Genomic DNA, 21,153 nt, shown 5'->3' on the forward strand with positions numbered 1-21,153 from the left:
CATGCTGGAGCCCACGACGATTGAGGCCATCGCGGACGAGCTGGTGGAAGCCGGCCGGACCCGCACCCCTGTCCCCCGCCTGACCGCCCGGTACCCGGAGATGACGGTGGAGGATTCCTACGCGGTGCAGCAGCTGTGGCGGCGCCGCAACGAGGACGCCGGCCGGACCCTGGTGGGGCGCAAGATCGGCCTCACGTCCAAGGCCATGCAGGCCGCCACCGGCATCACCGAACCGGACTACGGCGCCATCTTCGATGACATGGTGCTGGAGACCGGCTGCTCCGTTCGGTGGGACCAGTACACCCACCCGCGCGTGGAGGTGGAGCTGGCGTTTGTCCTCAAGGACGGACTCAAAGGCCCGGGCGTGACCATCTTCGATGTCCTGAAGGCCACCGACTACGTGGTGCCGGCCCTGGAGATCCTGGACTCCAGGATTGAGATGGAGGGCCGGACCATCGTGGACACCATCTCCGACAACGCCGCCATGGGCGCCATGGTAATCGGCGGCCGGCCCGTGAAGCCGGACGCCGTGGACCTCCGCTGGGTTTCCGCGATCCTCTACAAGAACCAGACCGTGGAGGAAACCGGTGTGGCCGCCGGCGTCCTGGACCACCCCGCCAACGGGGTCCACTGGCTGGCCAACAAGATCGCCGCGCACGGGGACTCGCTCAAGGCAGGCGACATCATCCTGGCCGGGTCCTTCACCCGTCCGCTCTGGGTCTACAAGGGCGATACGGTACACGCCGACTACGGACCCCTGGGAGCTGTGACATGCCGCTTCGAATAGAAGACACCTTCCGCTCCGCGCTGGCCGCGCAAAGGCAAAAGGGAAAGGCAGGCCGGCCACTGGCCGGGATGTGGGTGTGTTCCGGCAGCCCGCTGGTGGCCGAGCTCTGCGCGGGTGCGGGCCTGGACTGGCTCCTGGTGGACGCCGAGCACAGCCCCAACGGGCTCGAGTCCATCCTGGGGCAGCTGCAAGCCATCCACGGCTACCCGGTGCACACCATGGTCCGGCCGCCCGTGAACGACACCGTGGTGATCAAGCAGTACCTGGACCTCGGCGTGCAGAACCTGCTGATCCCCATGGTGAATTCGGTGGCGGAAGCGGAGGCGGCGGTGGCGGCCACCCGGTACCCGCCCCAGGGCGTCCGTGGGGTGGGCTCGGCCCTGGCCCGTGCCGCCCGTTGGAACCGGGTCCCGGACTACCTCGCCCGGGCCAGCGAGACCATCAGCGTCACCGTCCAGATTGAATCGACGGCGGCCGTCGAGGCTGTGGAGGACATCCTCAAAGTCGACGGCGTGGACGCCATCTTCGTCGGCCCCTCCGACCTCGCCGCCTCCATGGGCCTGCTGGGACAGCAGGAACACCCCGAGGTGCGCGCCGCCGTCGAACACTGCCTGTCCGCTGCCAAGGCGGCCGGGAAAACCGGGGGCGTCAACGCCTTCAACCCCGACACCGCCCAGCACTACCTGGCGTGCGGCGCGGACTTCATCCTGGTCGGCGCCGACGTCGCCCTCCTGGCCCGCGGCTCCGAAGCCCTCGCCGCCAACTACATCAAACCCGTCGACGGCGACACCCCTGCCAGCTACTGACGTCTGTTCCCCAAGGACTTCTTTCATGACAGTGGCTTCTGCGCTTTCCCCGGTAGGTTGCGAGCCCGCCAACAACACCGAATACCGAAGGGGTCGGCGGCGTCACGCACGGCAGGCTTTAGGGCCAACTTCGGTGGCGGGACCCAGGAAACACGGGGTCGCGCCACTGTCTGTTGCGCAAAAACGTGCTTGGCGTGACATTGCGTTCGCTGCCGTCCAAGGGCTCTGCGCACACAGACAAGAGCGGGACGGGGCTCTCAACCAGACTGGGAGCAACCCGCTATGCCGCCCGGCTGGCGCCCTTGACTACTCGAAGTGGAGTACCCCTTGGAAACCTACGATGCGCTCCTCGCGTCCATTGCCCCCGCTGCCGGCTCCGGCCGGACCATCCTCGATCCGGCCACGGGCCAGCCGGTCGGCGAAGCTCCCGTCCACGGCCTCGACGACCTTGAAAGCGCCGTGGCCGCGGCCGTCGCCGCGCAGCCGGCCTGGGCTGCGCTGGGCCATGAGGCCCGGTCCGCTGCGCTCCTGAAGGCAGCAGACGCCGTCGAGCGTTCCGCCGAGGAACTGGCCCGGTTGCTCTCCCGTGAGCAGGGCAAACCACTGAACGGCCCCAACGCCCGGTTCGAGGTGGGCGCCTGCGTGGCGTGGCTGCGTGCCACGGCCGGCCTGCCGCTGGAGCCGGAAACCATCGTGGACGACGGCGAAACCCGGGCTGAGCTGCATTACCGGCCCATCGGCGTGGTGGGCGCGATCGGGCCTTGGAACTGGCCCATGATGATCACCGTCTGGCAACTCGCGCCCGCACTGCGCATGGGCAACGCCATCGTGGTGAAGCCCTCCGAGTACACACCGCTTTCCGTCCTGGCGCTGGCCAAGGTCATTAATGAGGAACTCCCGGAAGGCCTCCTGACCGTGGTCTCCGGCGGCCGCGACGTCGGCGCCCGGCTGGCCGAACACCCGGCGATCGGCAAGGTCATGTTCACCGGCTCCACCGCCACCGGCCGGGCCATCATCAAGTCCTCCGCGGACACCGTCAAGCGGCTCACCCTGGAACTGGGTGGAAACGACGCCGGCATCGTCCTGCCCGACGCCGACCCCAAGGCCATCGCCCAGGACATCTTTTGGGGCGCCTTCATCAACACCGGCCAGACCTGCGCCGCCCTCAAGCGCCTTTACGTCCACAGCGACATCTACGACGCCGTCTGCGAGGAACTCACCGCCGTCGCCAAGGCCATGCCGATGGGCAACGGCCTGGACGAAAACAACGTGCTGGGCCCGCTGCAGAACAAGGCCCAGTACGACGTCGTCGCGAACCTCGTGGAGGCGGCAAAGGCTTCCGGCGCACGCATCCTGCTGGGCGGGAACCCGGACACCGGCCGGCCCGGGTACTTCTACCCCACCACCCTGGTGGCGGACATCGACAACGACAACCCGCTCGTCGCCGAAGAACAGTTCGGCCCCGCCCTGCCACTCATCCGCTACAGCACCATCGACGAAGCAGTGGAGAAGGCCAACGCCCTCGACGTTGGACTGGGCGCCTCGGTCTGGTCCCGGGACCTGGCCGCCGCGCGCGAGGTGGCCGCCCGCATCCAGGCCGGGACCGTGTGGATCAACCGGCACGGTGCCGTGGATCCCCGCATCCCCTTCGGCGGGGCCAAGCAGTCCGGCTACGGCGTCGAATTCGGCGTGGAAGGGCTCAAAGCACTCGGGGTACCGCAGGTCATCAACGGCTGAGGTTGAAGCGGGAGCCCGGCACGCAGGTTGCCGATGCCGGGCTCCCGGGGCTTTGCGTGGCTATCCCAAGGCCGGGGCGGCAGCGGTCCGGCCGGCGAACTGCCGGCGGGCCCAGCGGGCGAGCTTCCTGCCCTTGCCTTTCCACCAGTTGTCCTCGTCCTGGTTGTGGTGGAACCGGAAGACGATGGCCACCAGCACGAACATGCCCATCACCACATCCACCCAGGAGGCCATCACCAGGGCCACGAAGACCGTCAGTGCGTTGGCGACGATGGACGGGATGGCCAGCGTCCGGAACACGGTACTGGCCACATAGCGGCGGTGCGACCTCGGGACGGACAGTTCGCGGACCATGTCGAAGCAGACGCAGACCACCACAATGGTCTGCCCCAGGGCCAGGAGCATCTGGCCCTGCATTGAGCCGCTGAATGCCGCGACGGACTCCATGCCCGGGCTCATGGCCGGGCCTTGCGGTTGACACCGTTGCTGACTGCACCAAACACGGAAAACCCCCAGAACTTGCGGAACCACCGCCGCTGATCCGGCGATGGTTCCATTCAAGGTTCGGGAGGCTTTGGGGTCACGAGTAGTGGGTACTCTAGTTTTCGCAGGGGCCCAACCGCTGTACTTACTTGCCGATGGCGCGCGGCCGCCACAGCATGACGGCCTGCGACCGTGGCCGGGGCCGCTGCCCGCGGGAAAGGCTCACGACGTCGCCGGCGGCACCAGCCGCGAAGATGCGCGAGTCCACGGCCCGCGGCCGGCGCCCCAGTTCCTCGGTGAGTTCCGCGATCCGGCTCTGGAGGGCAGCCACCTGGTTTTCAAGTTCCAGGATGCGCTTGATGCCCTCCAGCGAGACCCCCTCCTGGGACAGCCGCTGCACCTCCCGCAGCATGTTGACGTCGCGCTGCGAGTAGCGCCGGGACTTCCCGGGGGCACGGCTCGGCTTGACGATGCCGAGCCGGTCGTATTGCCGCAGCGTCTGCGGGTGCATGTCTGCAAGCTCGGCCGCCACGGAGATCACGAAGATCGGCTGGTCAGCACTGATGTCCACGGCTCACCTCCGCTCCTAGAGCCGGGCCTTGGCTGCCAGGCCCTCACGGACGTCCGCCGACGACGTCGCCTCGGCGAACGCCCTGACCGCAGCTTCGGCGTCCTTGTTGAGATTCTTGGGAACGGCGACGTCGATGGTCACCAGCAGGTCACCGGTCGCCTTGGACGTCTTTACGCCTTTGCCCTTGACCCGCAGCGTGCGGCCCGACGGCGTTCCTGCCGGAACACGGACCTTGACCTTGTCGCCGTCAATGGTGGGAACTTCGATGTCCGCGCCCAAGGCAGCCTCGGGGAAGGTGACAGGGACGTGGATGCGGAGGTTGTCGCCGTCGCGCGTGTAGAACGCATGCGGCTGGACCGCGACGGACACCACCAGGTCACCGTTGCCGGCCGCACCCGGCTGGCCCTTGCCGCGGACGCGGACCTTCTGGCCGTCCTTGATGCCGGCGGGGACACGGACGTCGATCACCTCGCCGCTGGGCTCGCGCAGGCCGATAGTGGTTCCGCGGATGGAACCGGCAAACGAGATGCTGGTGGACGCGGTGCGGTCGGCGCCCTTCTGAGGCGTGCGCTGGAAGCCGGGGGAACCACCGAAGCCGCCGAACAGGTCTGCGAACTCGGGCGGGATGCCGCCTGCGGACGGGTTGAACCCGCCCGAGTGGCGCCCGGTGTTGCCCGTGAAGAGGCCACCGAACATGTCCTCGAACCCGCCGTTGGGGGCGCCGGCGCCGCCGGGGGCAAAGCGGGCTCCGCTGCCCATGGCGCGAATAGCGTCATACTGCTGGCGCTCGTCCGGGTCCGAGAGCACCGAGTAGGCCTCGGAGATGTCCTTGAACTTCTTCTCGGAAGCAGCGTTCCCGGCGTTGGTATCAGGGTGGTGCTGCCGCGCAAGCTTCCGGTAGGCCTTCTTGATGTCGGCTTCGGAAGCGTCCTTGGCAACACCAAGGATCTTGTAAAAATCCTTGTCCACCCAATCCTGGCTAGCCAATGGCGTTTCCTTTCAAAGTACAAAAGCGTATGGCGAGATTACCGCTAAGCCGGAGCGGATGAGGGGGCCCGGGAGTGGCATCGGGCCTGCCGGAGCTGGGTGGCTAACGATCGTAGATCGTTAGCCACCCAGCGTAGGGGCGGGGCCCCCTCATCCGCGGAGGCGTTGGGGTAATGCTACGCAGGGACGGCGACGATGACCTGGGCGGCGCGGAGCACGCGGTCTCCTGATTTGTAGCCGGAGCGGAGGACCTGGCTGACGGTGTCAACCTCGATGTCCTCGCCGGGCTGCTGGATCAGGGCTTCGTGGATCGTGGGATCGAACTCCACGCCGGTCTCGTTGATCCGGACCAGGCCGTAGGTCTTCAGCGCGTTCTCCAGCTTGGTGGCGATCGCGGCGAAGGGCCCGTCGGTGAGGTCGCCGTGCTGCCGTGCGGCGTCGACGTCGTCCAGGACCGGGAGCAGGGAGTTCAGGACGCCGATGACGGCCATCTCCCCGGCCACGGCGCGGTCCCGTTCAACCCGCTTGCGGTAGTTGACGTACTCGGCCTGGAGGCGGAGCAGGTCGTTGCGCAGTTCGGCGGCCTCTGCGTTGCCGGCGGCGGCCGGAGCCCCCTGGGCCACGGATTCCTCTGCGGGCACGTCCACCCCGTTGAGGATTTCCTCTGCCTGGGCCAGTGCGTCGCCATCGGAATCGGCAGCGCCCTGCTGGTGGCCGGCGCTTGGAGCGTGGCCGCCTTCGGGGTGCCGGGCCTGGCCGGTCACCGGGTCAACCTTACGGTTGTCCCGGATGACCGGTTCGCCGTTGCCCTGCCTGGCGTCATGGTTCGCGGATGAGTTGTGCTCTTCCTCGTTACCGTGGTGCGGCATGGCTACTTCTTCGCTTCGTCTTCGTCGATGATCTCTGCGTCGACGATGTCCTCATCGGCCTTGCTGCCCGCAGAGGCACCGGCGGCACCCTCGGCACCGGCAGCGCCGGCACCGTCCGGCGAACCGGCCTGCGAGTAGATGGCTTCGCCCAGCTTGGTCTGCGAGGCCTGCAGCTTCTCGAACGCGGCCTTCACGGCGGCGTCGTCCGTGCCTTCGAGGGCCTTCTTGAGGCTGTCGACGTCGCCCTGGACCTCGGTCTTGACCTCTTCGGGCAGCTTGTCCGCGTTGTCGGCGATCAGCTTGTCGACGGAGTAGGCGAGCTGCTCGGCCGTGTTGCGGGTGTCGGTTGCCTCGCGGCGGGCCTTGTCCTCGGCTGCGTGCTCCTCGGCGTCCTTGACCATGCGGTCAATGTCTTCCTTGGAGAGGCTGGAACCACCGGTGATGGTCATGGACTGTTCCTTGCCGGTGCCCTTGTCCTTCGCGGAGACGTGGACGATGCCGTTGGCGTCGATGTCGAAGGTGACCTCGACCTGGGGGACGCCGCGCGGAGCCGGCGCGATGCCGGTCAGTTCGAAGGTGCCCAGCGGCTTGTTGTCGCGGGTGAACTCGCGTTCGCCCTGAAAGACCTGGATGGCCACGGACGGCTGGTTGTCGTCCGCCGTGGTGAAGGTCTCGGACCGCTTGGTGGGGATGGCGGTGTTCCGCTCGATCAGGTGCGTCATGACGCCGCCCTTGGTTTCGATGCCGAGGGACAACGGGGTGACGTCGATCAGGAGGACGTCCTTGCGCTCACCCTTCAGCACACCGGCCTGCAGGGCTGCACCGACGGCGACGACCTCATCCGGGTTGACGCCCTTGTTGGGCTCCTTGCCGCCGGCCAGTTCCTTGACCAGTTCGGAGACGGCGGGCATACGGGTGGAGCCACCGACCAGCACGATGTGGTTGATGTCCGAAAGCTTGATGCCGGCTTCCTTGATGACGTCGTGGAACGGCTTCTTGGTGCGCTCCAGCAGGTCCTTGGTGAGGTCCTGGAACTTGGCGCGGGTCAGCTGCTCGTCCAGGTGGACCGGGCCGTCGGGGGTGACGGAGAGGTACTGGAGGGAGACGTTGGTGCTGGAGGAGGAGGAGAGTTCCTTCTTGGCCTGCTCGGCTGCCTCACGGAGGCGCTGGAGGGCGATCTTGTCCTTGGACAGGTCGATGCCCTTGACCTTGAGCTGGTTCAGCAGGTAGTCGACGACGCGCTGGTCCCAGTCGTCGCCGCCCAGGCGGTTGTCACCGGCGGTGGCGCGGACCTGGATGGTGGAGAAGTTGTCTTCGTCCTTGCCGACTTCCAGCAGGGAGACGTCGAAGGTCCCGCCGCCGAGGTCGAAGACGAGGATGAGTTCGTCTTCCTTGCCCTTGTCCAGGCCGTAGGCGAGGGCTGCGGCGGTGGGCTCGTTGACGATGCGCAGGACGTTCAGGCCTGCGATCTCGCCGGCTTCCTTGGTGGCCTGGCGCTCGGCGTCGTTGAAGTAAGCCGGGACGGTGATGACGGCGTCGGTGACCTTTTCACCCAGGTAGGACTCGGCGTCGTTCTTCAGCTTCATGAGGATACGCGCGGAGATTTCCTGCGGGGTGTACTTCTTGTCATCGATCGCGACGGTCCAGTCGGTGCCCATGTGGCGCTTGACGGATGCGATGGTGCGGTCGATGTTGTTGACGGCCTGGCGCTTGGCGATTTCGCCGACCAGGACTTCGCCGGACTTGGAGAATGCAACGACCGACGGCGTGGTGCGGCCACCCTCGGCGTTGGCAATAACGGTGGGCTCGCCACCTTCGAGAACGGAGACGACGGAGTTGGTGGTTCCGAGGTCGATACCTACTGCACGTGACATGTGTTGCTTCCTTCTTTCCTTGGAAACTGGGTGGCGCCCAATGATTGAGCGTTCTGGACTCAACTTTACTCAGGCGCCACCAGATGTCAACACAACTTGAGCGAACTACGCTCAACTTTGCTCACGGCGTACAAGAAGGGCGGACGACGGCGGCCCGTCGCCACCGGCGCGGGGGCTTCAGCCGTGGGCGGGCGCATCCAGCACCGCCGCAAGCAGTCCGGGGAACCTCGCCTCAAGATCCTCCGTGCGCAGGGTCAAACGGCGGCCGCGGCCGTTGGCCTCGTTGCGGATCACGCCGGCCTCGCGCAGCACCTTCATCAGGTGGGACTTGGTGGACTTGGGCATGTCCGGGTTGCTCAGGGCACACTCGGCCATGTCAAGGGGGCCGGCGCGAAGCTGGCGCGCGATCTCCAGCCGGTCCGGGTCACTCAGGGCAAAAAGCACACTGGGCAACTGGAGGTCCGCGCGTTCGGGATGGGGAAGGTTCGCCGGTGTAGCCACAGTTCGACTTTAGTTGAACCATTAGCGTCACTGCCAGTAGGCTGAGGTTTCGACTATTTTCGAACCAAATTCACCCTACGCAGAAGGCGGCACGTTTTGACGCACTCCCCCGCAGCCCGGCCCCAGGAGGCACGCCGGCGGCTGGGCTTTGCCCTGATCGCGGCTGCCACGGCAGCGATGATGGCCGGAGCCAGCGCGCCGTCGCCTTTCTACCCCACACTGCAGGAGCAGCTGCACCTGCTGCCAGTGGCAACCACCGGGATCTTTGCCGTGTACGCCGTGGCGCTGCTGGCAGCCCTGCTGGTCTTCGGCTCGATTTCGGACCACTTGGGCCGCAGGCCGGTGATCAGCACAGCCTTCATCCTGCTCGCCTCCAGCGTCACGGCCTTCCTGGTTGCCGATTCGCTGGCCATGCTCCTGGTGGCCCGCGTACTGCAGGGCATCGCCAGCGGCATCCTGCTGACCACGCTCTCTGCCGCGATCGCGGACCTGGAAGCAGAGGATGACCCGGGCTCCAGTGCGGCCTGGAACACCGTGGCGCCGCTGGGCGGCCTGGCACTGGGCGCCCTGGCATCCGGTCTGCTGCTGGACCTGCTGGCTGAGCCGCGCACGCTGGTGTTCGTTTCGCTGACCGTCCTGTACATGGTGTTCGCCGCACTGGTGTGGGCCGCCCCCGAAACCTCGCCCCGGACGCCCGGGGCAGCGGCCTCGCTCAAGCCGCACCTGACCCTGCCACCCGCCGCACGCCGCGGATTCGTCACCGGCGCCCCGGCCGTCTTTGCCGGCTGGGCCACGGGCGGGCTGTACCTCTCGCTCGGCGCCGCGATCGTCCACGCCACATTCGGCATCCGGGAGCACCTGTGGCAAGGCATGGTGATCACCATCCTGGCAGGCACCGGAGCAGCCACCGCTGCAGTCCTGCACCGCTTCGGAGCCCGTACCATCACCATTTTCGGCACCTCGGCTTTGGCCTTGGGAACTGCGCTGTCCCTGCTGGCCATCGGCCTGGGCTCGTTTGGCCTGTTCCTGGCTGCCGTAGTGGTGGCCGGAGCAGGTTTTGGCACGGCGTTCATGGGCGTGATCCGGTCCATCAGCCCCCTGGTCGAGGACCACGAACGCGCCGGCACCTTCGCCTCGCTCTTCGTGGTGGCATATACGGCTTTCGGCGTTCCGGCAGTGCTGGCCGGCCTGCTGGCCCCCGTGCTGTCCCTCCCGGTCACCACCTACGCGTATGGCGGGCTGGTGACGGTCCTGGCCGCGGTGGCTGCGATCAGCCGCGCCCGCAGCAGCGACGTCGAACCGGCCGGGGACGCCACAGTGGCGGCACCGGACGCCGGGAACCACTCGGGCAGCACGGAAGACGTCGCCGCAGGAGCGGTTCCGGAATCCGCGGGCCGCTAGCCGCGCCGTTGCGATAAATGGGCGAAGCGGGCCGCACAGGAAGCGGCCCGGGAGGGGTCCTTACCGGTCGGAGTCCGGGCGGCCGTGCAACGGTCCCCGGTCCTCCGCGGTCGACTGGACCTGGCCGTCGGTCAGGCCGTCGCGGATCGCTTCCTCCGTGCGCGCGCCTCCCGTGGTTCCGGCGTCGCCGTAGTTGCCTTCCTCGTATTCGCCGTCGGCTTCGCGTTCCGGCTCGTTGATGGTGCCCGCAGCGCCGTAGTCCCCGTCCACGTACTGACCACCTTCCCCTTCCAGGCCCGGGGCGCTGCTGCCCTTGCGTGGTTCCTTGGCTGCAACTTCAGGGTTCTCAGTCATGGTGCATCTCTCCTTCGAGGCTCCGCGTCCGTGCGGGCGCACTGGCAGTCTACCGAGGCCCCCTGGCCGCCAACAGGGCCAGGCCTACCCGTCATCACGGGACGCGCGCAGCTGCAGCCCCGCCACGCCGGCAAGGACGGCAAGATGGTGGTCGAAAAGTTCCGCCGGAACGCTGAAGGTATCCGGCCCGTACTGGTTGAAGGCCTCGAAGCTGACGGCGCCAAACAATGCGCTCCACACCAGGACTCCCCGGGCCACGAGTTCCTCGGGGACGGTAAGGCCGAACTGTGCCCGGATGGTGTCCAGGTCAGCTTGGAGCGCGGTGGGGATCTTTGCCCGCGCGGCATCCGCCACGGCCAGCCGCCCGGCCCGGAAGGCAGACTCCAGGATGCCAATCAGGGCGACGATCACCCGGGTACCGGGGACCGTGGTCCGCTCGGCGGGCGCGTTGTAGCCGGGGACCGGGCTGCCGAACAGGAGCGCATAGCTTGCCGGCTCCCGAAGCGCCCAGGTCCGTACCGCGCGGCCCAAGGCCGTGAAGCGGCCGGCGTGGTCATCGACTGGAACCGCCCCGATGGCGGCGTCCACCTCGTCCCCCAGCTCATTGAAGGCATCTATCAGCAACAGCGTCAGCAGCTCATCCCGGCTTTCCACGTAGCGGTACACGGCTGAGGAGACCACTCCCAAGTCCCTGGCCACCGCCCTGAGGGACAGTGCCGCTGCCCCGTGCAGGGCCAGGTGGCGCCGTCCCAGCCGGATGATGTCGGCCACGGTCTGCGTCCGTGCCCGCTGCCTGGGCGTCAGGGCCCGGGCCGGTGCCGCCGTCGCGTCCGTTTTTTCTGTGTCCGTCACAGGCTCCAGCATGCCACAACCGAGAGCGGTGCCAACAAAGGAGAGCAGTGCTCTTGACAAGGTTGCGACAAGCGGTCCATGCTGAAAGCGAGAGCACCGCTCTCGCTACAAACTTTCCCAGGAGGACTCATGGTCAAGAATTTCGTCGTCACCGGTGCGGGGCCGGTGGGCTGGACGGTCGCCGAGCAGCTCGCGGCCGATGGACACCGCGTCCGCGTAGTCACCCGGTCCGGCAGCGGACCCGACCACCCCTTGGTTGAGCGGATCACGGGAGACGCCAAGGATCCCGAAACCCTGCGGCAGGTCTTCGCCGGTGTCGATGCCGTCTTCCACTGCATCCACGGCTCGTCCTACACCGCCGCAGCCTGGGAGGCGGAACTGCCCGCAGCCGAGCAGGCGGTGTTGAACGCGGCACACGAGGCAGGCGCCGTCGTCGTCTTTCCGGAAAGCCTGTATTCATACAGCGAGCCGGACCGCGTGATGACCGAGGACAGCCCGCGCCGGGCGGCCGGCGGCAAGCGCGGCGTGCGCACCCGCCTGCTGCAGGCGAGGGAGGACGCAGCTGCGGCAACTGTCAGCGTGGTGGCCGGGGACTTCTTTGGTCCGCGGGTCCGGATGGCGCACGGCGGCGAGCGCATCGTGGTCCCCATCCTCGCCGGCCGGAATGTCAGCGTGGTGGGGAGCGCGAACCAGCCGCACTCCTTTACCTACGTTCCGGACCTGGCCGCAGCGATGGTCGCCGCAGCCGCCAACCCCGCCGCCTGGAACTCGGTCTGGCACGCCCCCACCGGCCCGGCCCTGACGCAGCGGGAGCTGGTTCGTGCCTTTGCACGGGCCGCGGGCGTGCCGGCACCCAAGGTGCGCGTCCTGCCGGGCTGGGCCCTGCGGGCGGCGGCGTTCTTTTCCGCCGACATGCGGGAACTGGCGGAGCTCAGCTACCAGTTTGAGCACCCGTTCGTGATGGATTCGGCCCGTTCGGAGGCCATCCTTGGCATACGGCCCACCCCGCTGGACGCGGCTGCCGCCGCCACCGTGGAATGGTGGCGGCAGGACTGAGCGTCAGCGGGTGGGTACCTCCGTGCGGGGCTCGAGGCCGGACTCCCGGGATCGGGTGCCGGATCCGGCCTGGGCGCGGGCCAGTTTTCCGGGCCACCAGATCTTTGGGCCGATGTCGTAGGCGAGCGCCGGTACCAGCAGCGAGCGCACCAGCACGGTGTCCAGCAGCACGCCGAACGCCACGATGAAGGCCAACTGCACCAGGAACATGATGGGGATGACGCCAAGGGCGGCAAACGTTGCGGCCAGCACCACGCCCGCCGAGGTGATCACCCCGCCGGTCACGCTGAGGCCGCGCAGGATCCCGGGCCGGGTGCCGTGCTTGAGCGACTCCTCCCGGACCCGGCTCATCAGGAAGATGTTGTAGTCCACGCCCAGGGCCACCAGGAACACGAAGCCGAACAGCGGGACAGTGGCATCCGCTCCGGGGAACCCGAAGATGTTGTTGAAGACGAACGCGGACACGCCGAGCGCCGCCGCGTAGGACAGCACCACGGACAGCACCAGCAGGACCGGGGCAACGATGGAGCGCAGCAGCAGCATCAGGATGAAGAGGATCACCACGAGCACCACCGGGATGATGACCACGAGGTCATGCTGGGCGGTGGTGTTGGTGTCCAGGGCTGTGGCGGTCACGCCGCCCACCAGCGCGCCGGGATCCACGGCCTTGACCTCGCTGCGGAGGGCCTTGATGGTTTCTTCAGCCTGCAGGGAGTCGGCGGCGTCGTTCAGCGTGGCGTTGATCAGGACCTTCCCGTCCCTCACGTCCGGGGTGTTGGGAGCTCCCGGCGCTCCGGTGATGGGCACGCTGCCCGGCCCCAGGAGGTAGGCCTCGCCCACGCCGTCGTCCGCTTTGACCCGGTCCAGCACTTCGGCGGCCTTGGCCTGGTCCGCAACCACGACGGCGGGGCTTCCGCTGCCGGCGTCGAAGTGGCGCGCCAGCGCGTCCTGGCCATCAACGGCGTTGGAGGCCGTGAGGATGACGTCCGTTTGCGGTACGCCGTTGGCTTTGAGCTGCAGCAGGCCGCCGGCCGCCACCAGGAGCAGCAGGACCGACGCGACCCACACGGTCCTGGGGCGCCGGGACACCAGGGAACCCGTGGCGCGCCACAGGCCTTTCTGTCCTTCCAGCCCGGTCACCAGCTCGGGTTCGCGCTGGTCGGCGGGGACCAGCTTGGGGCGGAACGGCCAGAACGCGGCCCGGCCCAGGAGCGCCATCAGTGCAGGCAGCAGGGTCAGCGCGGCGAACAGGGCGCACAGGATGCCGGCGGCGGCGACCGGGCCGAGGGCCTTGTTGGAGTTGAGGTCCGAGAACAGCAGGCACAGCAGGGCAATGATCACCGTGGCGCCGGAGGCCAGGATCGGCTCGAACGAGGCCTTCCAGGCGGTGAGGACTGCGGCGGTGCGGTTGGTGGTGTGGGTGAGGGCTTCGCGGAAGCGGGCCACGAAGAGAAGGGCGTAGTCCGTGGCCGCGCCGATCACCAGGATGGACAGGATGCCCTGGCTTTGGCCGTTGAGCTGGATCCAGCCTGCCTTGGCCATCCCGAACACCAGCAGGATGGCCGCGCAGAGGGCAAAGACGGAGGTCAGCAGCACCATGATGGGCAGCAGCAGGGAACGGTAGACGATCAGCAGGATCACGAAGACGGCGGACAGGGCCACGAGCAGCAGGATGCCGTCAATGCCGCCGAACGCGGCGGCAAGGTCGGCGGCCAGCCCTGCCGGTCCGGTCACGAAGGTTTGGGTTCCCTGCGGCGCCGCCGCGGACACCGTGTCACGGAGCTCCTTGACGGCGTCCTTCAGTTCGGTGGAGGACCCGATGGGGACAACGAACTGGACGGCTTTGGCGTCTTTGGAGGGGATCGGGCCGATCACGGCGCTGCCCAGCTTGAGGCCTTCGAGGCTGGTCTTGAGCGTGGCCAGCTCGCCCAGCTGCGCGGGGGTGAAGGCGGCGGTGTTTTCGATGACGATAATGCCGGGCACCTCGTCCGAGTCCCGGAACTTTGCCTGCCAGTCCTGCGCCTCGGTCGCTTCGGCGCTGGCGGGCAGGAAGGACGCCTGGTCATTGCTGGAGACTTCTTCGAGGCGGCCGAACGTGGGGCCGCCCACCCCGGCCAGTCCCAGCCAGGTCACGACCAGGACGACGGGGATGAGCCAGCGCAGCCAGAACGGGACGCGCTCTTTGGCAACTTTTGTTCGTTTCATGATGCCTTCCATCCAGGGTGCCGCGAGTAGGATTGATTCCAGCATAGATTATCTCCATCATCGAGATAAGTGCCAGTCGAGCTTTTTTCCGGTCCCGCCGGTACGGATAGCGCGGACAGGGCCGGGCCTCAGGCTGCTGCAGTAATATCCGTCAGTACGGTCGGGCGGAAAAGGCCCGGCAGGAACGGTCCGGCTTGAACGCGAACACGAATGGCTGAAGGGAGGCGGGCATGGCAGGACAGACAGCATCAGGTCCACCGCCCTTTCCCCAGGCCGGACCGGAATTCGGCCCGCCGAACCCCCTGCTTCGGCTTTTGCAGGAGTTCACCATCGAGGCGAACCGGTACGTGGACGCGGCCGGTGACCGCAAGGACATGCACCGGACAGACATGAATGCCCTGGCGGTGATCATGCGCCATACGGCAAGGGGCGAGGTGGTAACCCCCGGCGTCCTGCGGAAGGAGCTCAACCTGAGCTCCCCCGCCACCACGGCACTGATCGACAGGCTGGACAATTCCGGGCATGTGGTCCGTGAACGGCACGCCACGGACCGGCGCCAGGTCCAACTGAAGATGACGCCCAAGGCTTTCAGGGACGGCGGCGCCATCTTCGCCCCGCTGGCGCAGCACATGGACAGCGCCATGGCAGGGTTCTCTGCGGCGGAACTGGAAACAGTGACCCGTTTCATGACCGCCATGGTCGAGGCAACCGCCGCGGCCCGGGAAGAATCCGACGACGAAAAACCCAAGGGCGGCCACCCCGGATAAGCCACGGGGCTTGTGGTGTTGGCCGCGAAGAAGCGCCAACCGCAGCCCGGTTGGGAGTAGCGTTTGGTTATGAGTGCGCAGCAGCCAGGGGAAGACGTCTACACGCACGGCCACCACGAATCGGTGGTCCGCGCCCATGCCGCCCGGACCGCCGAAAATTCCGCGGCGTTCGTCCTCCCGCACCTTACGCCGGGAACAGCCCTGCTGGACGTCGGCTGCGGGCCCGGCAGCATCACCTGCGACTTTGCCGCGCTGGTCAACCCCGGGCACGTCACCGGCCTGGACCGCTCGCCGGACGTCATCGCCCAGGCGCAGGCCCTCGCCGCCGAACGCGGCGTTCCCAATGTTGAATTTGTTGCCGGCAATATCTACGACCTTGACTTCGCGGACGAAACGTTCGACCTCGTCCACGCGCACCAGGTGCTCCAGCACCTGACGGACCCGGTGGAGGCCTTGCGGGAGATGCGCCGGGTGGCCAAACCCGGCGGCATCGTGGCGGTCCGGGACGCGGACTTCCACGGGATGAGCTGGTATCCGGCGATCCCGGAACTGGACGAGTGGATGGACCTGTACCAGCGGATTGCCCGCCGCAACGGAGCAGAGCCCGACGCCGGGCGCCGGCTGGTCAGCTGGGCCCAGTCCGCGGGGTTCAGCGACGTCGCCCCCAGCAGCAGCAACTGGTTGTACGCGACGGCCCAGCAGCGCCGCTGGCAAGCGCGGGTGTGGGGCGAGCGGGTGCTGCATTCAGCCTTCGCGGAGCAGGCCCTGGAGTACGGGTTCGCCAACCCGGCGGACCTGGCCAGGATTTCCGCGGGGTGGCACCGGTGGGGTTCCACCGACGACGGCTGGTTCCTGATCCCCAATGGCGAAGTGATCGCCAGGGCCTAGCGCTGAACCCGAGGCGTGCCGCCCCTAGGATTGATGAGTGGAATTTTCCCTTTGGCTGGCCCTTGCAGGTGCCGGCGCCCTTATCAGCTTCACCCCGGGTGCCGGGGCCATCAACACCATGAGCAACTCGCTGAATGCGGGGTTCCGACGGTCCATTTGGGGGATCCTGGGCCAGCAGGCGGCCCTGGTGGTGCATGTACTGATTGTGGCCCTGGGCGTAGGGGTGCTGGTGGCTAGCTCGCCCGTGGCCTTCAACGTGATCCGATACGCCGGCGCCGCGTACCTGGTGTACCTGGGTATCCGCCAGTTCATGAGCAAGCCCACGGCCGCCCGGGAGGAGGCCGCCGCCCTGCGCGATGAACCGGCGTGGTCCATCTTCCGGCGCGGCTTCTGGGTCAACCTGCTGAATCCGAAGGCGATCGTGTTCTTCCTGGCGTTCACACCGCAGTTCATCCGGCCTGAGCAACCCCTGTTCACGCAATACGCGGTGCTTACCGCCACCATCGTGGTCATCGACATCCTGGTGATGTGGTTCTTCTTCGCCGCGGCCGCCAGGTCCTTCCAGCGCTTCACCAGCACCGAGCCGGGCCAAATCGTCCTCAGCAGGGTCTTCGGCACCCTGTTCGTGGGCGTTGGCATCCTGCTGGCCCTGATCCATTAGCGGCCGGGCGAAGGGCACAACCACAGGGAAGCCATCCCCATATGACAGCCAGTAATTCATCTTTACAAACCCGTAAAACATTGTGAACAGCCCGCTAGCCAAGACGGGCAACCAGCGCGCATGCTTAGCTTCATGAACTCAACGTCGAGCCCATACCGTGTCATCACCGTCTGCACCGGCAACATCTGCAGGTCCCCCATGGCCGAGTTCATGCTCGCGGCAGCGCTGGAACGCGAAGGGCTGGACGGGCTGGTGGAGGTGGACTCCGCCGGCACCACCGGCTACGAGGCCGGCAGGCCCATCGATCCCCGGGCCGCCCGCCGGCTCGCGGCAGCACAGTTGGCCTCCGAAAACCATGTCGCCCGGGAGTGGGACCCGCGGTGGTTCAGCGAGCGCGACCTGATCCTGGCCCTGGACATCGACCATTACGCCTGGCTCACCGAGGCAGCACCGGGCCGGGATGCCTTGAACAAGATCCGGATGCTCCGCAGCTTCGACCCGGCCATGGCCGGCCGCGACCGGCTGGACCAGGGCATCGAGGATCCCTGGTACGGCGGCCACGCCGATTTCGACGCCGTCTGGCACCAGATCCACTCCGCCCTTCCCGGGATCGTGGACCACATTAAGTCGGAGGCCCTGCGGGACACGGGACTGCAGCGGCAGGCACGCTGAAAACGGTACGCTCTAGTCCATGAGCCCAGCCCCCGTCATCATCGCCATCGACGGGCGCTCCGGCGCAGGCAAGACCACCTTGGCAGTCGAACTCGCGGCGCTGCTCCGCGCCCACCACAAGGTGTCCCTGTTCCACCTCGAGGACATCTACCCGGGCTGGGACGGGCTCGCGGCCGGCGTCGAACGCTATGTGTCCACGGTCCTCACGCCGCTGAGCCGGGGCGAGGCCGCCACCTGGACCAGCTGGGACTGGGCCAACCATTACGACGGCGATGCCCGGGTAACGCTGCCGGCGGAGATCGTCATCGTGGAGGGCGTGGGCGCAGCGTCCGAGCCTGCCCGCCCGTTCCTGAACGCCGTGATCTGGGCGGAGGCACCGGACGACGTCCGACGGACCCGGGCCCTGGACCGCGACGGCGACACCTACAGGCCGTTCTGGGACCAGTGGGCGGCCCAGGAGGAAGAATGGCTGGGCCGCGACGATGTCCCCGGCCGGGCGGACCTGCGCGTCAACAACCGCGCTGACGGCTCCGCGCCCGCAGACCTGTTGCGGCTTCTCCCCTACCTGCCTGCGCTGGCACCGGTACTCGCCCCGGAATTGTCCGCCCGCCGCGGCCTCCGCCTGCACGCCGAGCGCCTGGACCTGGCACCGGACGCACCGGCCCTGTTCGAATCCCTGTACGGCCGCTCCCCCAACGCCGTTTGGCTGGACTCCTCCAACCACCGGGACGCACCGGCCGCCGAACGCAGCCGGTTCAGCATCATGGCTGACGACGCCGGCACGTTCGGGCAGTATGTCACGCACCGCGCGGGGGTGGGCTTCATCAGCGCGGGTTCGTCCGTGGCGAAGGTTCCGGGCCCGTTCTTCCGCTGGCTGAACACCGTCTGGGGCCGGCGGGCGGTCCGCACTCCCGAGGGCTATCCGGGCGAATTCACCCTGGGGTGGCTTGGCTGCCTGGGTTACGAACTCAAGCGCGAAACCGGCGGCAGCGACCTTTCCGCCCCCACACCGGACGCCGCCCTGATCTTCGCCGGCCGGGCCGTGGTGTTGGACCATGCCGAAGGCACCGCCTGGCTCCTGGCGCTTGCGGCACCTGACGCCGATGAATGGCTGGACCGCGCACGGGCAGCCGTGCAGGCCGCCGCTTCAGCCTCCACGACCCCCGCGGGCCCCGCCGGAGCGGTGGGCACAGGAGCGGTGGGCGCCGGGGATGCCGGCGGCAGCACCGGCGTCGGACGTCCCGGCCCGCCCGTTTTCCGCAGCCGGGACACGGGCGCCCGCTACCGGGCGAAAATTGCGGCAGCCCAGCACGAGATTGCGCAGGGAAACACCTACGAAGTCTGCCTGACCACCACCCTGGAAGCCCGGATCCCGGCGGAGACCCTGGATCCCTGGGCCACCTACCTCGCGCTGCGCCGCCGCAGCCCGGCCCCGTTCGCCAGTTACCTGCGGCTGGGCGGCCTTTCCGTCGCCAGCACCTCGCCCGAGCGGTTCCTGAAGATAGCAGCCGACGGCGGCATGCGCGCCGAACCGATCAAGGGCACCCGCCGCCGGGCTGCCGATCCGCAGGAAGACTCGCAACTGCGCGCCGACCTGGCCACGTCCGTGAAGGACCGCGCCGAGAACATCATGATCGTTGACCTGCTGCGCAACGATCTCAGCCACTTTGCGGTGCCCGGCTCCGTGACGGTCAGCCGGCTGTGCGCGATCGAAAGTTACGCCACCGTCCACCAGATGGTCAGCACCATCGACGCCCGGCTCCTCCCCGGGGCGGCCCGGGCCGAGGCAGTGGCGGCCTGCTTCCCGGCAGGGTCCATGACCGGCGCGCCCAAGATCAGCACCATGGCCATCCTGGACCGGCTGGAGGCCGGGCCCCGCGGATTCTACTCGGGGGCCATCGGGTACTTCTCGCTCAACTCGGCGACCGACCTCGCCGTCGCCATCCGGACCCTGGTGATCGACGCCTCCGGTGACGGAGCCGCGGACCTGACGCTCGGCGTCGGCGGTGCCATCACGTCGGACTCCGACCCGGACGACGAGTACGACGAGATCCGCACCAAGGCTTTTGGCGTGCTCTCCGCCCTCGGCTCGGACTTCCCGCAGGACTGACCCTGGCTTAGCGGAACACGGCGGTCCTACTGCACCGTGGCCGTCAGCCGGGCCACGTTGTCCACATACCGGGCGGCCAGCGGCCGGTTCAGCCAGTCCGCCAGCTTCAACTCGTGGGAGATGTCCCGGTAGGTGTCCTCCACCGCGCGCATCTTGTTGACGATGTCCTCGCCCAGGAGCATCACGGAAACCTCAAGGTTCAGCGAGAAGGAACGCATGTCCATGTTGCTCGATCCCAGGACGGCCACTTCGTCGTCGATGGTGAAGTGCTTGGCGTGCAGCACGAACGGCGCCTTGTACAGGTAGATGCGTACGCCTGCCTCGAGGAGTGCTTCGTAGTAGGACCGCTGCGCGTGGTGGACCAGGAACTGGTCGCCCTTTTCGGAGACGAACAGTTCCACATCGACGCCGCGCTGCGCCGCGGTGGTGATGGCATACAGCAGGGAGTCGTCCGGGACGAAATAGGGGCTGCAGATGGAAATCCGGTGCTGCGCGGAGTAGATGAGCGTGTTGAAGAGCCGGAGGTTGTTTTCCGTGATGAACCCGGGGCCGCTGGGCACCACCTGGGCCGTGACATCTCCGGGCTCGGGATTCGCCGGCAGTTGCAGCTGGTGTTCCAGGGATTCGTCGGTCTCGCTCAGCCAGTCGGTGGCGAAGACGACGTTCAGGGTGGTCACGATCGGCCCCCGCAGGCAGGCCATCAGTTCCACCCATTCGCGGCCGGCCTTGCGGTGCCGCGGGTTGTTGTAGGAGGGCTCGATCAGGTTCTGCGACCCAGTGAAGGCGATTTCGCCGTCCACCACCATGATCTTGCGGTGGTTGCGCAGGTCCGGCCGGCGCCATTGGCCATGGATGGGCAGCAGGGGAAGCATCCGCTTCCACTGGATCTTGCCGGCCCGCAGGCGCTTGAGCAGCTTCCGGTAGCCCTTGATACGCAACGTGCCGATGTGGTCGAACAGCAGCCTGACTTCCACACCCCGTTCGGCGGCCTCTTCCATGGCCGTGAGCAGGTCGTTGGTGACGTGGTCCGAGCTCATGATGTAGAACTCGGCGTTGACGAAGGTCTTTGCCTTCCGCACCGCGTTGGTCATGGCCAGGATGGAGTCCGGGTACCCGGGGATGAGGTCCACGGAGTTGTTGTCCACCATGGGCAGTGATCCCAGCGTGCGGTTCAGTTCCGCGGCGGACTTCACCCACTCCGGGCCCGGGTAGTCGCTTTCGACGTCCGACAAAGCCGTGATACCGGCCCGCACGCGGTCGTTCACCAGCTCCTGCTGCGCCCGGCGACGGCTGGACAGCTGGAAGTTGCCGAAGAGCAGGAACAGGACCAGGCCAAGGAACGGAATGAAGAAGATCCCCAGCAGCCAGGCCATGGCTGTGGTGGGACGCCTGTTGCCGGGGATGATGCCCAACGCCAGGACCCTGATCACCAGGTCGGCAAAGCCCAGGAGCACCACAACCCACGTCGGCGCGGTGCCGGCAAGCGAAAAAGGCCACAACACGTCAATAACTCCCGGGGAGGTCGGGCTCCGGGGACGGTTCCGGCCGGCGCACTCCGCCCAGCTTAGCGGC

General features: G+C 67.6%; 20 protein-coding genes. 10 read left to right on the forward strand and 10 right to left on the reverse strand.

Annotation, left to right across the window (positions count from 1 at the left end; translation table 11 throughout):
• The first annotated feature begins 1 nt into the window (after window position 1).
• The 3 genes from hpaH to AC4EEV_RS09630 all read left to right on the forward strand — a co-directional run bounded on the left by hpaH (window position 2) and on the right by AC4EEV_RS09630 (window position 3,330).
• Window positions 2-787 carry a 2-oxo-hept-4-ene-1,7-dioate hydratase gene (gene hpaH, locus AC4EEV_RS09620; RefSeq protein WP_109045524.1) on the forward strand — a complete coding sequence of 262 codons (786 nt, stop codon included), beginning with the start codon at window positions 2-4 and terminating at the stop codon, window positions 785-787.
• Complete coding sequence (locus AC4EEV_RS09625; protein WP_491330773.1) at window positions 772-1,593, forward strand: HpcH/HpaI aldolase family protein; 822 nt, start codon at window positions 772-774, stop codon at window positions 1,591-1,593. Before hpaH ends, AC4EEV_RS09625 begins: the two co-directional genes overlap by 16 nt.
• Before the next feature lie 327 nt (window positions 1,594-1,920).
• Window positions 1,921-3,330 (forward strand): aldehyde dehydrogenase family protein, encoded by a 1,410-nt coding sequence (locus tag AC4EEV_RS09630; protein ID WP_491330868.1) that lies wholly within the window; start codon window positions 1,921-1,923, stop codon window positions 3,328-3,330.
• A 60-nt stretch (window positions 3,331-3,390) separates the two neighbouring features.
• Here AC4EEV_RS09630 and AC4EEV_RS09635 read toward each other — a convergent pair whose 3' ends face one another.
• From AC4EEV_RS09635 to AC4EEV_RS09660, 6 genes are all read right to left on the reverse strand, one after another.
• Window positions 3,391-3,777 (reverse strand): hypothetical protein, encoded by a 387-nt coding sequence (locus tag AC4EEV_RS09635; protein WP_018760758.1) that lies wholly within the window; start codon window positions 3,775-3,777, stop codon window positions 3,391-3,393.
• Window positions 3,778-3,958: 181 nt separating this feature from the next.
• Window positions 3,959-4,384 (reverse strand): heat shock protein transcriptional repressor HspR, encoded by a 426-nt coding sequence (locus AC4EEV_RS09640; protein ID WP_018760757.1) that lies wholly within the window; start codon window positions 4,382-4,384, stop codon window positions 3,959-3,961.
• A 15-nt stretch (window positions 4,385-4,399) separates the two neighbouring features.
• The gene (locus AC4EEV_RS09645; protein ID WP_026264353.1) at window positions 4,400-5,371 is read right to left on the reverse strand and encodes a DnaJ C-terminal domain-containing protein; all 972 of its coding nucleotides are present in this window, start codon (window positions 5,369-5,371) and stop codon (window positions 4,400-4,402) included.
• Window positions 5,372-5,547: 176 nt separating this feature from the next.
• Window positions 5,548-6,240: a nucleotide exchange factor GrpE gene (locus AC4EEV_RS09650; protein ID WP_491330774.1), complete on the reverse strand. Its 693-nt coding sequence runs from the start codon at window positions 6,238-6,240 to the stop codon at window positions 5,548-5,550.
• Between the two features lie 2 nt (window positions 6,241-6,242).
• Window positions 6,243-8,114 (reverse strand): molecular chaperone DnaK, encoded by a 1,872-nt coding sequence (gene dnaK, locus AC4EEV_RS09655; protein WP_018760754.1) that lies wholly within the window; start codon window positions 8,112-8,114, stop codon window positions 6,243-6,245.
• A 177-nt stretch (window positions 8,115-8,291) separates the two neighbouring features.
• Entirely contained in the window at window positions 8,292-8,615 is a 324-nt protein-coding gene (locus AC4EEV_RS09660; RefSeq protein WP_491330775.1) for an ArsR/SmtB family transcription factor, read from the reverse strand.
• 96 nt (window positions 8,616-8,711) lie between these two features.
• Here AC4EEV_RS09660 and AC4EEV_RS09665 point away from each other — a divergent pair, with 96 nt between their 5' ends.
• Window positions 8,712-10,016 (forward strand): MFS transporter, encoded by a 1,305-nt coding sequence (locus AC4EEV_RS09665; protein ID WP_491330776.1) that lies wholly within the window; start codon window positions 8,712-8,714, stop codon window positions 10,014-10,016.
• 60 nt (window positions 10,017-10,076) lie between these two features.
• On the opposite strand, the gene AC4EEV_RS09670 is transcribed toward AC4EEV_RS09665, so the two are convergent.
• Window positions 10,077-10,370: a hypothetical protein gene (locus AC4EEV_RS09670; protein ID WP_491330777.1), complete on the reverse strand. Its 294-nt coding sequence runs from the start codon at window positions 10,368-10,370 to the stop codon at window positions 10,077-10,079.
• Window positions 10,371-10,454: 84 nt separating this feature from the next.
• Window positions 10,455-11,222 (reverse strand): TetR/AcrR family transcriptional regulator, encoded by a 768-nt coding sequence (locus AC4EEV_RS09675; RefSeq protein ID WP_491330778.1) that lies wholly within the window; start codon window positions 11,220-11,222, stop codon window positions 10,455-10,457.
• Window positions 11,223-11,351: 129 nt separating this feature from the next.
• On the opposite strand from AC4EEV_RS09675, the gene AC4EEV_RS09680 reads away from it, so the two are divergent.
• A complete protein-coding gene (locus AC4EEV_RS09680) occupies window positions 11,352-12,278 on the forward strand; it encodes an NAD-dependent epimerase/dehydratase family protein (protein WP_491330779.1) in 927 nt (308 codons plus the stop codon).
• A gap of 3 nt (window positions 12,279-12,281) precedes the next feature.
• Here AC4EEV_RS09680 and AC4EEV_RS09685 read toward each other — a convergent pair whose 3' ends face one another.
• Window positions 12,282-14,483: an MMPL family transporter gene (locus tag AC4EEV_RS09685; protein WP_133831913.1), complete on the reverse strand. Its 2,202-nt coding sequence runs from the start codon at window positions 14,481-14,483 to the stop codon at window positions 12,282-12,284.
• Window positions 14,484-14,713: 230 nt separating this feature from the next.
• Between AC4EEV_RS09685 and AC4EEV_RS09690 the strand changes: the two genes are divergently transcribed.
• The 5 genes from AC4EEV_RS09690 to pabB all read left to right on the forward strand — a co-directional run bounded on the left by AC4EEV_RS09690 (window position 14,714) and on the right by pabB (window position 19,581).
• The gene (locus AC4EEV_RS09690) at window positions 14,714-15,250 is read left to right on the forward strand and encodes a MarR family winged helix-turn-helix transcriptional regulator (RefSeq protein ID WP_491330780.1); all 537 of its coding nucleotides are present in this window, start codon (window positions 14,714-14,716) and stop codon (window positions 15,248-15,250) included.
• Between the two features lie 69 nt (window positions 15,251-15,319).
• The gene (locus AC4EEV_RS09695) at window positions 15,320-16,138 is read left to right on the forward strand and encodes a methyltransferase domain-containing protein (RefSeq protein ID WP_133831914.1); all 819 of its coding nucleotides are present in this window, start codon (window positions 15,320-15,322) and stop codon (window positions 16,136-16,138) included.
• A 37-nt stretch (window positions 16,139-16,175) separates the two neighbouring features.
• Window positions 16,176-16,799: a LysE family transporter gene (locus AC4EEV_RS09700; RefSeq protein WP_491330781.1), complete on the forward strand. Its 624-nt coding sequence runs from the start codon at window positions 16,176-16,178 to the stop codon at window positions 16,797-16,799.
• Window positions 16,800-16,931: 132 nt separating this feature from the next.
• On the forward strand, window positions 16,932-17,471 hold the full coding sequence (locus tag AC4EEV_RS09705; RefSeq protein ID WP_081624108.1) for a low molecular weight protein-tyrosine-phosphatase: 540 nt from the start codon (window positions 16,932-16,934) through the stop codon (window positions 17,469-17,471).
• A 19-nt stretch (window positions 17,472-17,490) separates the two neighbouring features.
• Window positions 17,491-19,581 (forward strand): aminodeoxychorismate synthase component I, encoded by a 2,091-nt coding sequence (gene pabB / locus AC4EEV_RS09710; protein ID WP_491330782.1) that lies wholly within the window; start codon window positions 17,491-17,493, stop codon window positions 19,579-19,581.
• Window positions 19,582-19,607: 26 nt separating this feature from the next.
• On the opposite strand, the gene cls is transcribed toward pabB, so the two are convergent.
• On the reverse strand, window positions 19,608-21,083 hold the full coding sequence (gene cls / locus AC4EEV_RS09715; protein WP_491330783.1) for a cardiolipin synthase: 1,476 nt from the start codon (window positions 21,081-21,083) through the stop codon (window positions 19,608-19,610).
• Window positions 21,084-21,153 lie beyond the last annotated feature (70 nt).

The organism is Pseudarthrobacter sp. MOO14, assembly GCF_058267675.1.